The organism is Cytobacillus oceanisediminis, assembly GCF_004366035.1.
Classification (GTDB): Bacteria; Bacillota; Bacilli; order Bacillales; family Cytobacillaceae; genus Cytobacillus; species Cytobacillus oceanisediminis_C.
Window position 1 is genome coordinate 1 of the sequence record NZ_SOEE01000031.1, and the last position, 15696, is coordinate 15696.

At 39.3% G+C, this 15696-nt stretch carries 10 protein-coding genes and 1 pseudogene; all 11 read right to left on the minus strand.

Annotation, left to right across the window (positions count from 1 at the left end):
- Positions 1 to 573: 573 nt before the first annotated feature.
- The 11 genes and pseudogenes from DFO72_RS28410 to DFO72_RS30285 all read right to left on the minus strand — a co-directional run bounded on the left by DFO72_RS28410 (position 574) and on the right by DFO72_RS30285 (position 15610).
- Positions 574 to 1398, minus strand: coding sequence for an alpha/beta fold hydrolase (locus DFO72_RS28410; RefSeq protein WP_113885780.1), 825 nt, complete (start codon positions 1396 to 1398; stop codon positions 574 to 576).
- Positions 1399 to 1425: 27 nt separating this feature from the next.
- Positions 1426 to 2319 carry an ABC transporter permease gene (locus DFO72_RS28415; RefSeq protein WP_113885779.1) on the minus strand — a complete coding sequence of 298 codons (894 nt, stop codon included), beginning with the start codon at positions 2317 to 2319 and terminating at the stop codon, positions 1426 to 1428.
- A gap of 12 nt (positions 2320 to 2331) precedes the next feature.
- Positions 2332 to 3279: an ABC transporter permease gene (locus tag DFO72_RS28420; protein ID WP_113885778.1), complete on the minus strand. Its 948-nt coding sequence runs from the start codon at positions 3277 to 3279 to the stop codon at positions 2332 to 2334.
- A gap of 67 nt (positions 3280 to 3346) precedes the next feature.
- The gene (locus DFO72_RS28425) at positions 3347 to 4984 is read right to left on the minus strand and encodes an ABC transporter substrate-binding protein (RefSeq protein ID WP_113885777.1); all 1638 of its coding nucleotides are present in this window, start codon (positions 4982 to 4984) and stop codon (positions 3347 to 3349) included.
- A gap of 22 nt (positions 4985 to 5006) precedes the next feature.
- Complete coding sequence (locus DFO72_RS28430; protein WP_113885776.1) at positions 5007 to 6230, minus strand: dipeptidase; 1224 nt, start codon at positions 6228 to 6230, stop codon at positions 5007 to 5009.
- Between the two features lie 38 nt (positions 6231 to 6268).
- Positions 6269 to 7312, minus strand: coding sequence for an ABC transporter ATP-binding protein (locus tag DFO72_RS28435; protein ID WP_166672574.1), 1044 nt, complete (start codon positions 7310 to 7312; stop codon positions 6269 to 6271).
- Entirely contained in the window at positions 7302 to 8330 is a 1029-nt protein-coding gene (locus DFO72_RS28440; protein WP_113885774.1) for an ABC transporter ATP-binding protein, read from the minus strand. Before DFO72_RS28440 ends, DFO72_RS28435 begins: the two co-directional genes overlap by 11 nt.
- 18 nt (positions 8331 to 8348) lie before the next feature.
- Positions 8349 to 9137, minus strand: a complete 789-nt coding sequence (locus tag DFO72_RS28445; RefSeq protein WP_113885773.1) for an IclR family transcriptional regulator — start codon at positions 9135 to 9137, stop codon at positions 8349 to 8351.
- Positions 9138 to 10702: 1565 nt separating this feature from the next.
- The gene (locus DFO72_RS28450) at positions 10703 to 12541 is read right to left on the minus strand and encodes a PAS domain S-box protein (RefSeq protein WP_134177331.1); all 1839 of its coding nucleotides are present in this window, start codon (positions 12539 to 12541) and stop codon (positions 10703 to 10705) included.
- 1117 nt (positions 12542 to 13658) lie between these two features.
- Positions 13659 to 14453, minus strand: a complete 795-nt coding sequence (locus tag DFO72_RS28455; RefSeq protein WP_243856312.1) for a cyclase family protein — start codon at positions 14451 to 14453, stop codon at positions 13659 to 13661.
- 799 nt (positions 14454 to 15252) lie between these two features.
- Positions 15253 to 15610: pseudogene (locus DFO72_RS30285) on the minus strand (carboxymuconolactone decarboxylase family protein).
- Between the last annotated feature and the right edge of the window lie 86 nt (positions 15611 to 15696).

Below are 15696 nucleotides of genomic sequence, written 5' to 3' on the forward strand. Positions count from 1 at the left end.
TTCGCTATTTATCTTACTACTTAAATCTTTCTTCAAAATATACAAAGTATTAAATAAGTCTTACAATTTAATAAATTTTATAAAATTCTTCAATCCCGCCCAAAAGGATACATACTCTAAATCAACTCCCTTACATTAGAAAGGAGCCTCGTTAGTTAGTGCTTAACGGGCTCCTTTTTTATATAACTCACAGTTTAGTAAACAAATTGGTTCTGGTGCATGAATTTCAAGAAAATTACAAGCAATAAAACGTGGACAACTGATATTAGTACTCTAAAAAAGGATGTGATCAATATGGAAAATAGAATGTCTTTAAATGGAAACATAATCAACCTGATATATTTTTTTCGGAACTGTGAAACCCGCTACCCCATTTTTTTAAGAATTGTCTCTCTCATTACCCATCCTCTTTTAATTTCGCTGTTTTGATTTTTTCTTACCCAAAAACGATGACACCCATTTTCAACCAGAGAGAGTACACTTTTCATTTCAAAAAAATGGCACATTCCATTCTCCTAAAACAAGTGCATTTATTTCATTCAAAAAGAAGTTAGTGACCCTTGTCGAAAAGTATTAAGCTAAAAAATCTCGTACTGATCGTAAATATGTTTCGTTTTCTTCATGCTGCGGTGAATGGCCGCTGTTTTCAAAAATAACTAGCTTGGAATTAGGCACATGCTCCGCAATCACCTCTGAACAGACAACCGGCGTAATCCAGTCATGCCGTCCGACGGTCACCAGCATTGGCACTGAGATCTTATGCAATGCAGGAACAACATTAAAGTTAGGCTTATTGTATCGGAACGCATAATTGTGAGTTTCATAGCGATAATAAATCGAATCCAATCGAGCTTTCACCGCTTCTTCGTCATATTTCACTGTGTATAACGGCTGAATCGCAGAGAACATTTCCTTCAGCTCTTCATCGGATTGTACCAGGCCGTCGAATAATCGGTGGATTCCCTCCTCCGTAATGCCAGGCAAATCACTCTCCAACGCTTGATCAATCGATAAATGATCAAACGTATTATCCGCCGAAGTGTCACGTAATAACACATGGGTTACATTGTCCGGATACCTAAGCACATACTCCAATGTTAAAAACCCACCATAAGAGCCGCCCAAAATCTTAATGGGGCCCCCAACTAGCTGCTTTCTTATTTCTTCGATATCCGCAGTCCATTGTTCATGGGTAAATGGCGGTTTTCCTTCCGAACGGCCAGAACCTCTCATGTCCATGAACACAAGCCGGTATTGGTCGCCCAGCTCAGAAAAGGCATTAATGTCGCCGCGGCAATCCCCTAAGCCTGGCGCCCCATGAATGAAAAATATCGTTTCCCCTTCAGGATTTCCGTGAATCTCGTAATATAATTCATTATCATTAACGGTAATGAACATTCTCCTAAATCCCCCTTAATAATAACATCACTTCTTAACAAACTTTGGATCTAAGGCGTCACGTAGGCCATCGCCTAGAAAGTTATAAGCCAACACAACCACCGTTATCGCAATTCCTGGAAGGACTCCAAGGACTGGTGCTGTCCAGATGTATTGTTGGGAATTTTGCAGCATATTCCCCCAAGTTGCAGTCGGAGGCTGAATCCCCAATCCTAGATAACTAATCGCACTTTCTGTTAAAATTGCTCCCGCAATCGTTAACGTACCCGCCACGATAATGGAAGGAATGATTTGTGGGATAATATATCGGGTCAAAATCCGAAATGGTGTCGCCCCAGACGCATTTGCTGCTTCAACAAATTCATATTGCTTCCATTTCAACGTTTCGCCATACACGACCCGTGCAATTTCCATCCAGCTAGAAAAAGCAATCACCAGTACCACCATCAAAGGGCTTGTTCCAAGTACAGTTAGGGCAACAAGCACAAAGAAAAATGTTGGGATTGCCATCATCGCTTCGGTGAGCCTCATTAAAACAGCCTCTACGACCTTACCCATAAAGCCGGCACACGCCCCAATCACCGTACCAATCAAAAGAGAACACAACATCGCCCCTAAACCGACAACCAATGTAACCCTGCCTCCAGTGAGCATTCTTGCGAACACATCACGGCCGAGATCGTCCGTACCAAATGGATGCTGTAAGGACCAGCCTGCTAAAGCGCCAGCCTGCTGAAGATCTTCAGGATTAACGGTCCAAAGGAATGGTCCCAAGAATACAACTATATGAATCAGAACCAGGAACCAAAGCGAAAAATAAGCGAATCTATTTTCACGCAAGCGACTTAGTAATGTAGATTTCTTATTTTTCACCTGTGTCTTCACATCAGCTTGAATAGTTGATTGAGTTGAAACTTCCATCCTGCTCACCTCTTATACGTTTTTCACTCTTGGGTCAACCCTAGAATAGAGAAAATCGACAATTAAATTACAAAAAACCACGACTATCGTAATCATCACGGTTATCCCCATAACGAGCGGATAATCCCTTCCCCGTGCTGCATCGATAATTAACGTACCAATGCCAGTCCATCCAAAAATAGCTTCTGTGATGACGGCTCCACTTAGCAGGCGTGGAATCAGCATGCCAATAATCGTGATAATCGGGATCAATGCATTCCTTAAGGCATGAACATATAACACAACCGACTCCTTCGCTCCTTTTGCCCTTGCTGTTCGGATGTAATTCTGAGACGTTACTTCTAACATCGACGAACGAGTGAAACGGACAATATGAGGAAGTACCGTTGTCGTTAAAATTAGGACAGGCATAATCAAGTGTGAAATCCAACCCCATAGCTCAAATTCGGCTCCACGGGGGCCCACCCCTGATGATGGCAGCCATTTGAACGTAATCGAAAACAGTAAAATTAACATAAGTCCGAGCCAAAAGGCTGGAACGGACAAACCAATTACACTCACAAAATTGATGACATGGTCCCCGGCCTTTCCCCGCTTAACGGTTGAAATGACGCCAAAGAAGATTCCAAGAATGACAGATATAACAATGGTAAAAATCGTTAGTTCAATTGTGTAAGGAAGGCGCTCCATGATACGTTGGATGACCGGCTCACTAGATGTAAAAGAGGTGCCAAGATCACCCTGGAGGGCATTCTTTAACCACTCGACATAACGAATGTGTACCGGTTGATCCAATCCTAATTTTTCAACAATTGCCTGGCGTTCTTCTTCAGTGGCTTCCATCCTCATAGTACTGGCCGGACCACCTGGAGCCAGATTCACAAGAAAAAAGGTGATGAGGGTAACAATCAGTAATAAAATGGCACTTTGTCCAGCGCGGTTGATCATAAATCTAAGCACATCGACTCCTCCTCTCTCCTTATTAGGAATGGAAGTGTACCAATATGTACACTTCCATCAGATAGGTTTATTCCTCGATATACCACTCGTTGATGTAATGGAGGGCATCTCCAAATGCCAAATCTGGAACACCCTTTAGCTTTTTTACACGGACCTGTGCTTCTTGCGGATACCATAAGAAGATATATGGAAGTTGTTCAGCCATCATCTTTTGAGCTTCCACGTATATTTCTTTACGCTTTCCAACGTCGCTTTCCTGTGCACCAGCATCTAACAACTTATCCAACTCCGCATTCTGATAAGCTGGAATATTATTTCCTTTCACGTTGGCAGAATGCATGTAAGCCGATAGATCAGGATCGGAGGGATATCTCCACCAGTTCAAGCTCATTTCGTAATTACGCTTAACAACGACATCCTGGATCATTGCATTCCATTCCATTGTATTGAGTTTGACATCAAGACCTACTGCCTTCAGGTATTGCTGCACCATTTGCGACACGGCCTCTATATCTCCTTGTATTCCAATCTTGAAATCAATCGTAAACGTCTTGCCATCCTTTTCGAGCAATCCATCACCATTCGTATCTTTTAAGCCTGCCTCCGATAGCAGTTTCTTTGCTTGTTCAGGATCGTATTCATATCGCTTTACATCATCGGTATAGTACTCTTTCAACGCTGGAGCGATCCCTGTGTCTGCAATGGTTCCATATCCCTTTAACACAGTATCGATGATATTTTGACGGTCGATCGCGTGAAGAACGGCTTGTCTAACCTTTACGTCCTGGAATTGTTCCATTTGCTGATTCAAAATGATCCAGAAGAAACGTGTGGTATCCCTTGCCACTACCTCAACACCCTCGGCATTTTTAATTCGGTCAATCGCAGCAAGATCATCCAGGGCAAAAATGGATAGTTCACCACTTAGAACCTGCGCTACGTGAGTATTTGCGTCGGCTAGCACTTTGTATTCAACTTCATCTAAGTATACTTTTTCACCATAGTAATCATCATTACGTTCTAACACGACAGTTTGTCCAGAAGTATAGCTCTTGATCTTGAATGAACCAGTACCAACCGGCTTTTGCTTGTTAAAGGAAGTAAGCTCCCATGGATCTTGTCCTTCAAAAATATGTTTCGGGATAATCTCAGTGTTAAAGCTTAAATATGCTGGTAACGCCGCGACCGGTGATGCCAAAATAAATTTGACAGTGTAGTCGTCAACAACTTGAACCTCTTTCAACTTTTGAAAATAAGAGGAGTTATTCGCACCTAATTTCTTGTTCAAGGCGACTTCATTAAATGTAAAGGCAACATCTTCTGCGGTGAACTTCTCTCCGTCATGCCATTTTACATCGTCTCTTAGAATAAATGTCCATTCCAGTCCATCTTCAGAAGTAGACCATTCTTTAGCTAGGTCTGGGGCAGGTAATAAATCTTTCCCTGGCTGTGTTAACCCTGAGAAAATAACCCGGTTAATGACATTTGATTCTGCATAGGCATTTGGATGCCACGGGTTAAAGGTTGGATCAGCGACAATTGGAATCGTAACCTTTCCGCCTTTCCTCGGTCCGGTGGTGGTTTCTTCTGAGCCTTCACCTGAGGAGGTGGTGGAACTGCTATCACCTCCGTAGTTACAGCCGGAAAAAAGAAGAACAAATGAAAGTAAAAACAGACTAAGTATTTTCGATTTTTTAGACTTCATTTTTATCGTTCCTCTCAAATTTTTACTTTGCCCACGTTGCTTCTAATACACGTAGAATGTTACCGCCAACAACTTTTCGGATATCTTCGCGGCTGTACCCTTTTTTTACTAACCAGCGAATGATATTCGGTAAACATTCTGCCGGATTTTCAAGTCCTTCTACCCATTTCACTTTCGGGAAGGAGTTGTCGCCATGTGAACTCTTAATGGAAAGTTGTTTCGTTAATAAATCGTGAATACTGACATGATCACCGAAAAGGGTATCTGGACCGAAGGCAACATGGTCAATTCCCGCATAATTGGCTACATATTCAAAATGCTCCATGAACGATTCGATTGAATGGGTTAGGTTATTCCGCGTAATCGTCGTATGCGGCGCAGCTTCAATCGCGATCACTCCACCTTTTTCCGCACAAGCCTTCAGAACGGTGTCTGGCTTTAGGCGATTTGAATTCCATAATGCACGAGCTCCGGAATGGTTAATCGTAACCGGCTTTTCACTATGTTCAATCGTATCCAATGATGTCAGATCGCTAGAATGAGAGACGTCAATGGTAATGCCTAGTTTATTCATCCGACGCACGGCTTGTTTTCCAAATACAGTTAAACCGCCATCTCTTGTCTCTCTTAAACCAGAACCTAATTGGTTCGCTTCGGAATAAACAATTCCCATTGTACGAATTCCAAATCCATAGAGGACGTCTAAGCGGTCAAGTTCGTTTTCAATCATCGTGCATGATTCTAATGCTGCGACAAAGGCAATTTTCCCTTCCTTTTTGGCACGGTAAAGGTCCGCAATTCGTTCTGCTTTAAATACCATATCCTGGTGGGCAATATCACTGAAACGGATTCCAAGGTCATGAATGACATCGGACCATTTCCAGCCAGCTTGAGAGGTGACCATCGCTGTTCCATCCATGAAGTTCTCAAAAATAACATCCAAACCGGATTGACTTAATGCTTCATAGCCAGTCCAATCACGGCCTTGTCTTCTAAACTCGTAAAATTCATTTAGATTCTCTGGCATAACAAAAGTATGCTCATGCATGCTAATGATGTTGTCTTCTTCCAAAATCGTTTGCACGAGTTCTTCATGATCCTCTGACACCGGATAAACATAAGGCTCCACACGGTCGTTTTCTTTGGAAAGCTCGTACTCTTTATAATCTTCACCCGCATCTAAATACTGGAAAGATTTGTAGCCATCATAGATTTTCTTGTTTCCTTGCTTGATTACTTTTGGCATTTTTAAAACTCCTTTTATTTTAATTTTTAATAGAAACCTTAACTGGTTACAGATCCCCTGGAGGCAATTACTTCTTTAAGATTTTGTCCAGCTTCAAGAGGATAATGGCAAAAGACAAAATGGTTAGGCCGGATTTCTGTTAATCCCGGGACCTCCACTTTGCATCGTTCCGTCGCCAGTGGGCAGCGTGTTCGGAAGGTACATCCTGATGGCGGTGATGCTGGTGATGGAACTTCACCTTTTAAAATAATTCGTTCTTTCTTTAACATTGGATCCACTTCTGGTACTGTTGATAACAAGGCCGCTGTATAAGGATGGGCAGGTGAATCGAAGATATTGTCTGTTTCAGATAGTTCAACAATTTTACCCAGATACATGACACCTACTCGGTCGGAAATGTGTCTGACTACATTGAGACCGTGAGCAATGAACAACATCGTCAGCCCAAGATCCTCTTTCAGTTTCATCAATAAATTTAGTACCTGGGATTGAACCGATACGTCCAGTGCGGAAACCGGTTCGTCGGCCACGATAAATTCGGGATTAAGGGCAAGTGCCCTTGCAATTCCAACCCGTTGCCGCTGCCCTCCCGAAAATTCGTGGGGGAAACTTGTGTATCGACTTGGGTCTAAACCAACCAACTCAAGCATTTCCTTTACCCGATTTTCTTTCTCCGCCCCTTTGGCAAATCCGTGGATGTCATACATTTCTCCAATGACTTGACCGATGGTAAAGCGTGGATTCAACGAACTGAAAGGATCTTGATAGATAATCTGCATCTGTTTACGCAGCTTTCGTAGTTCACGATTTTTAAAGGTTAAAATATTGCTATCCTTAAAATAAACTTTTCCATCGGAAGGCTCCTGGAGTCGCAAAATGTTCCTGCCCAAAGTCGATTTCCCACAGCCGGACTCACCAACCAATCCTAACGTCTCCCCTTTGTAAATCGTAAACGAGACATCATCCACCGCTTTGATGACCTTCTTCCTCTGTTTAAAATAACCACCGCTTTTAACCGTGAAATGTTTTTTTAAATTCTCGATCTTCAAAAGTGGTTCTTTAGAAGGCTGATTAGGATTCAATCGGTACACCTCCCTCTGTTTTAATCGCTAACAGATCTTTTTCAAACAATTCATCTACATGCCAGCAGGCAACCTGCCTAGTCCCTCTTTTTTCCAATGCCGGTTCTTGTTTATGACATTTATCGGTAACAAAAGGACATCTCGGAGAAAACCGGCACCCTGGAGGTACCTCATTCAGCCTCGGGATGGATCCTGATATAGATTTCAGTGGAACACCGCGTTCGCCATCCATTCGCGGTACTGACTCCAATAATCCTTTTGAATACGGATGTAATGGCTGGTCAAAAAGATCCTTCGTTTCGGCAACCTCCATGACTTTCCCCGCATACATGATGATGATTCGGTTCGCCATTTCCGCTGCGACGCCAATATCATGAGTAATCAGCATGATCGACATGCCCCGTTCTTCCCTTAGAGAACGTAACAGCTCCAAAATCTGGGCCTCAATAGTTACATCGAGGGCAGTAGTCGGTTCGTCGGCAATCAAAAGATCGGGCTCTGAGGCCAAAGCGATTGCAATCATGGCCCTCTGCCTCATTCCCCCTGACAGCTCATGGGGATATTGCTTTAACCGCTGCTTGGGATCCGAGATCCCAACCAACCGGACAAGCTCCTCCGCCCGTAACCAGGCCTCTTTTTTACCCATCGAACGATGAAATAAAATCGCCTCCGTGATTTGCTTCCCAATGGTAAATACGGGATTAAGAGCTGTCAGAGGTTCCTGGAATATCATCGATATCTTAGAACCGCGTATCTGCCTCATCTCTTCATTGCTTTTCTTCGATAACTCTTCCCCGCAAAAAAGGATTTGACCGTCAAGAATCCTCCCGTTTTCAAATTCAACGAGGCGCATAATGCTCATCGATGTAACACTCTTCCCGCTGCCAGATTCTCCGACAATGCAAATCGTTTCCCCTTTTTCGATATCAAAGGATACGCCGTCGACCGGTTTCATGAAACCGTCCTTCCCTTGATAGCCAGTAACCAGATTTTTCACTTCTAGAATCTTGTTACTCATTCAACCCCCTCCTATTTGCTAGGTTATATTTTTAAGAAGATAGTCTCTCCTGGATGGAAAAAATACTTTACTAAAAATGTCGTCAATCTTATCGATATATTTGTTTATAACCGGCAGCACCTTTTCTGCTTGTTCTTTTGTGAACCGGTAACTAGGTCCGGCCACCGAAATCGAGCCTAGAACATTTTTTTTCGGATCAAAAACCGGAACTGAAATAGCAGCAGCGTCGTTAAGCGTTTCGCCGGCTGTGTAAAACCAGCCCTGCTGACGAATGAACTCCAGTGTTTCAAGGAGTGATTTCTTCGATACGAGTTGCGGGGCATGGTCCAAAAATCCTTGATTTATGATCTTATCCTGGACTTCGTCTGGAAGATGAGCAAGAATCACCTTGTGAGAGGCACCGATATAAAGCGGTCCCCTTTTCCCAACGGATTCTGCAAACCGGACCTGATGCTCACTCTCGACAATCTTGACGAACAGTCCTTCTTCATTATCAATCACCGTAAAAACAACACTTTCTCCGGTTTCGACCGAAATATTCTTCATTATTGGATTGATTAAATCCGAGATCCTTAGTCGTTCTTCGACAGTATTGCTGAGTTGAATAAATTTAATTCCCAGTTCATATTTATGAGTTTCTGGGTTCTGGAAAATATACCCCTCTTCTTCAAAAGTCTTCAAAAGCCGATGAACAATCGTATGGCTTATCTCTAGTTCCCTAGCAATATCTCGCAATCCCCAAGCTGGTCGATCGGGCGTAAACACATCCAAAATACTTAATGCCTTACTAACTGTCTTTGAACTCATCTGTCCACATCCTTTTGGTTCGATAATAGAACCAATATTCTAAATTTTGAATTAATTAAATATAATATATCATATTTTTAATAATTTTCAATTAATTTCGATAATTTCTCTAACATTTTTTTCGTGAAACGAAATACTTTAATAAAATTACACACCTATATTCGAAACAGCAGCTTAAAGTAGAACATAAAAAACAGGCTCTCTGTCAATATGACAAAAATCCTGTTAATCATATCCGTTTAATCAGGGATCTAACGGTTTCGTTTATATATTTTTCAAAATGTTAGCAGACCCTCGTTAACTTAACAGAGTAAGAAGAGTGCACAGTACATAAAAAGGGTGTAATGATGGGGATAGAAACTTTTATGATGTTGAATCATCTTTACGTGGGAAAAAGATTCAGGTTCTTTTCAACCTATTGATCTATCCTATATACAAATTTGGAAAGTCGGACATTTACATCCACGAGTATTACCCTCTCTTATAATGAATAGTTTATCAGACTCACAAAATCTGGTATTTTACAGGTGCATCCACTCATCTCATCATTTATGACACATGATAGAATATCGCTAACTGGAACAACGATATCTGGAGGACTACTTTACTCCAGTTTCCACGACACGGAATTAAAAATGTCATGAATTGTAGTAAGATTACTTTTCATAGTGCTGCGATCGTAGAGATTTCTGGCTATTTTTCTTTTTTCAGCTTCGGTTGTTTTTAGCCGCCCTTTTATTAAATCTATTGTACTCAGTGTCGGCTATCCAGGATATAGCGTGATTAGCAGCAGATCTCTCTTATTTTAGGATTACTGGCTATTGTTATACCGATATGTAATTTTCAATTCGACTTATATAAGTCTATAAAATAGGAGTCTCACTTCATTCATATAAATTATTAATACTTAACTTTTAATGCTTGTAAGAACATGTTTCTTTGTAATATATAGCTTATTTCCCCCGAGTTGACACTTGCTGCTTGAATACCAAAAAATTTTAGATATTTCATTTTTCCTACCTTATTTATAATGTCTTTTTAAACAATTCTAAAGATATTAAATGTTATCTATCTATACATTTTTTAGCTGAATACTGAGTTGCATTTCATCTGCTATTAATTTAAATGATTTAAATTTTTGTTAGATATCAGGAAGTAATGAAACAAGCATAAATTCATCTACTCCGTACTCAAATTGAAGGTTCCTAAGTTGACTTTTAACCTTTTGAGGTGAACCAATAAGTATTTTTTTGCGATATTGCTCAATCAAAAATTTATCGGATAGAGAGTATTCATAATAATAAAGTAGCGGCTATGCTACTAAATAATGTCTACTTTTCAGAATTCCCTTAAAGCATCATCTAGCATCGATGTAAAAGAATTATTACAAATCATGTTAGAAAAAAATAACATACATAGTAGTAGTATTTACCAATTAATAAAAATGAAAGATGCGATCATCAATCGGGGACAAGTGGAAAATATAATGATTTAAGAAAAGGACCAATCGTCTAGGAAGGTCCCTTTTTCTAAAATATGTTCAGCAGCAGTCTTGTATAAAAATATTAAAATATTGGTAAAATAACTTCAACGATTGTTCCTTTTTTATCACTCCTTATGTGAAGGGTCCCATTATGATTTTCTATGATTTGTTTTGAGATCATTAACCCTAGTCCGGTGCCTGTCTCTTTTGTGGTGAAAAAAGGTTCGTAAATTCGATTTAATATGTGATCTGGAATTCCCCTACCCTCATCAATAAATAATAACTTTAACTTATCAAACCCAAGACTCTGTAATTCAACCGAAATTTTTCCACCTTTTGGCATTGCTTCAATAGAATTCTTCAAGAAGTTAATAAAAACTTGCTTTAATTGATTTTCATCACAAAAAATGGAGAAAATATTCGTTTCATATAATGTTATGATTTCGATATTGTTCATAAGTGCTTGTGTATCTATGAGAGTTTTAACATTTTCAAGTATTTGTACAATGTCACCTTTGACAAATTTCATATCCTGTGGTTTAGCAAGAGTCAAAAGCTCAGATAATATGATTTCAATTCTTTCCATTTCAGAAGTAATAATATCAAAATATGTCTTATAATCGGTAAGTTTCGCTTCCATAAGTTGTAAAAATCCCTTAATTGCAGTAAGCGGGTTCCGAATCTCATGGGCAATTCCTGCTGCAAGCTGCCCAGCCACCGTTAATTTTTCCGATTGTACTAGTAGTTGTTGTGTTTGTATTTTTTTGGAAATATCACGAATGATCAAGTGAATTGCAGGCTCATTTTGAAAAACAGTTATTACGGGTTTGACCTCCACCTCCAAAATATTCCCATCCAATCGATAAATTTTGTAATCCTTAAAGTCAACCGTTTGGCCATTTTTTAATTGATGAATTCTTCTTTGAGCCGAGGCTATATATTCGTTATGTAAAAAGTCAAAAACACTTTTATTCTGTAATTCATCTTTGGTTGTGGCACCTAAAAGTTCTAGGCTTGTATCATTGGTATAGACAATAATTGAATCCTTTACAACAATAATAGCGTCGGGAGTGTGTTCGATTATATTTCGATAGCGTGCTTCACTGTTTCTTATATCTTCTTCGGCTTTTTTTCTTTCCGAAATATCCCGTATTACGCTAATGATTTCTTTTACATGATTTGTATTAGAATCAATTAGTGGCTTACATATGCACTCAACCCAAATGTAGCCTCCATTCTTTTTCCGAACACGATATGTATCAAAACCACTTTCTTTTTTGTTAAGTAGGTGTGTTAGATTTTTTCTTGCTTTTTCAAAATCCTCAATATGGATCAAACCGAAACTTGTTGTTCCAAGTAATTCATCTGGAGTATATCCAAGGATCCGGAGGAAAGCAGGAGAAAAATAGATGAAATTCCCATCTGAATCCGTGCTAGTAATCATTCCCAACGAGTTACTTGTCAGCAACTGATATAGAAATTCCTTTTCATCTAACCCTTTCCTGCTATGCATGATTCCTGTAATATCTTTACCAACTCCATAAACACCTAAGATCTCACTTCCGACGACAACTGGAAAGTGAGTGAAATTAAGAGCAACACGATTTTGATTACTATGTATAATCGAACAATCAAAGTTTTCCAAACTTCCTTTAAGCGCAAGCTGAAAATGATGTAAAAATTTATCAGCCTGTTTGGATCCCATTAAATTCTGTAATGTCATTTGGGTCAATTCTTCGCTACTGTATCCGGATAATTTTTCAAATGCTCGATTTGGTTTAATAATGCGGCCTTCTATGTCGATTACAAAAACAATATCAGGAGTGCAATCAATAATAGATTTATAGTGGTAAGGATTTACCTCTAGATACTTTAATAATAATTGAGTTTTTTCTTTAAATGAAAATGTAGAACTGTTCATCTTTTTCTATCAGTCCTTTTTTTATGTCTGGGAATAGGATTATTCATTATCCATACTAAATATTTAAATGGAAAAAGCCAAAATAGAAGCATCATTCGTCACTTCCATTTCGGCTTATGATAGTTCCGCTTTTCTATTTGTCTAGTTCATTTCCACCTTAGTGTGTTGGTTTTAATATAAGAGCAACGAGACTTTTATCTAAGTTGAAATAACAACCCACAAAGATATCCATTACTTCGTATTCACATATTTTCAAATCAACCATTATTATTATGTATGTTTTCATCAAGGTATCTCGGACTACGATTGCTCATTAACATGCCTAAAAAGTTGTATTTGTATATCCTCAGGTGCGTTGGTGATTTCTTCTCTTGAATCAATTACACTTTTATAACGTCATTCGCTCCCTTATATTTTTTGTAGTGATCACTCCATTTTAACAGAACTATCTTAACAATATTTTTTTAGAGTGTCAACTTTGTCAACTTCATTTGATTGAAGAAGATAGTCCGCTGTCGGCAAGTGTTCGACTCCTGGTTTGCTATGTTTACGAACTCGTCTCATCACGAAGATCCCTCAGCTTAAACTCTGATTTCGGATATCTGTAACTGTCTGTACTCACTGTTTACAATGACGCAACAAGAACTATTATCTATTAAAGAGGGTGAAAAAGTATAAAAAATGGAAATGACGTTAGGCAAAGGAGTATCAGTAGTGAAAATAAAAATGCCCAAAAGAGTCGTCATTAAACGAGCTTTAGGGCTCGCCCATATACTTATAGGTATATATTTTCTTCTTTATCTTAATAAACTTAAGAAAAATATAAAAAGGTAAAAGATTTCTAGTATTCCCTGGTCATAAGCAACTAGTCCAAAAAGTTGAAAGATGAATTCTATTTGATTTTGGTCAAACATCTCACTTTGAAGAGTCTGTCCTTTTTTGATCCTGTGCATCACTTTTATTCCCGCATTAATTCGTTAGCAAGTCCACAAGGACTTTATTCCAAGCATCGGGTGAATTCGTTTTTTATAAGCGATGATCATGCGGGTTTGAGCATCACCCTATCACTTTGCCTAATAAGAAAGTCGAGGTTCAGACAAAGTCCAATGAATTGATCTTAATCTTCCAGTATAGCTACGACCCGAGCCCAACCAGCACTTGCCTTTTCGATGTTGACTGGAAAAGCTGAAACCTTAAACCCGTATGGTTTGGGTAGCTGATCCAAATTGGTTAGTTTTTCGATCTGCAAATATTCTTTTTCTCGTCCAAGCAAGTGAGCTTCCCAAAACTGAGTTTGCCCCTCCAATGCTTCTTTTGCTAATACGTTAAAGGGTCTATCTAACCCCCAAGCATCGATTCCTATCATTTTTACTCCTTGATTCACTAGCCATTCAGTCGACGAACGAATCAAACCAGGATGTTGGAATTCATAGCCTTTATTTTCAAAATACTTCGAAGCATCTGTGCGAATCAATACAATATCATAGGGTTTCAGCTTATATTCAATTCGGGTAAGTTCAGCTTGTAAATCATCAATTGTTATGGCTTCGCCAGCCTGCTTATGAGTCATACTCAGTATAACACCATCTCCATAACACCAAGAAAGTGGTACCTCATCAATTGTTCGTGCTGGTTCCCCACTTTTCATAGTCGGCCCATAATGATAAGGGGCATCAATATGCGTTCCACTGTGAGTCGAAAGCTCAACATCTTCGACCGCCCACCCCTCTCCTTCTGGCCAATACTCCTTCCCAATCCCTAAAAACTTCTTAGTAGTTCTTACCGCTTGTTTGTGAGAGGAGTATTGGATTTTATGAGGACTCGGCTCGAATTCTGACGTACTATTTTTTAACTTATCACTCAAATCAATCAGGGTCATACATTTTCCATTTCTCTCTACCGTTTCTCTCATTATGTCACTCCTTATTTTTACTCAGATAATCATTCCAATATCGACATGAATCATTTAGCCGGCTATGTATTTTGTCTCCGCCGAGTTTGCTACTCCTTCCCCGATAATCTGTGAGATGTGATAGGTATCCGGAACTTGGAACTGGATGCAGCTAAACGGTTTAGTTTCACAATTGGTGTCTGACCAACAAGGTCTGCGATTGGCAATCATCGGTTTAGTGCTCGGTGACGCTTCACATCCATGCAAAAAAAATACCTTCCGGCGTTCCAGCCTGCCTGAACGGAATCAACTCATAATTTCTTCTCTCCATGTTCATATTATTGATAAATAAGAGTTAATGTCAGCTTCAATAAACCCATGAAAAAGCGAATTGACTGTAATATTCCGGATTGCTAATTCGTTAACCTAACCCCCTTTTGCTGCTGCATAGTTCACTTTACCAGGATTCCCTTCATCACCAACCACTGTACTTATGTTGATGATTCGATCTTTTGGTGTGTTTAATCAATGTAGAATAACTGCTTTTTATCAAAGAAAAAACACCCTTAAGATCGAAGAGAAAATACTTATTAACACATAATATGAGAAGTGCCAGCAAAGCTGACACCACCCCCAATAAGTAAATGTCACAGTAATAACAATTTTTTAAAAGTTAAATACCTCCAAAACGCACGCCGCCTTCTGTTTTGGAGGTGGGTAAAATAAAAGATTTATTCAACAATCGCGCCCGTTTGCTGAAGATAAACAATAGTATTAAGTGTAACCTAACCGAACAATAACAGATGCTTGCTGAAAGTTATTATGTTTCAATTGCTGTATCCCATATTGCAATAGAAATTCTATTCCAAGTGTTAGCGCGAATAATTATTAGAACAAGTTCAACATACTATTTTTCGTCATAGTGCTCACGCACTCGTTGATAAAGCTCTTCTGGAACTCGTTTTGTCGGAATTAAAGTTACTTACTCTGTCGACTCAAGAGCCAATTTTTCACCATCTGAGTAAAATTTGCGCTCTCTTGAAGCACATCTACCATTTTTTAAGCATTAGTTGTATGCATGTTAATACAATATGCACTTCCATTTATTTGAGAATCCCAATTTTTATAAGTTCACGAAGTTTACGGTCCATACCTGTTGTTTTCGTATACTTCTCCATTCACATCATTATTTTAAGTGCCTCTGGTGCGCTAATCTTGAAGCAGCATCTTCAGCTTCTTTATATGCTTTTTGTAATACTTCATT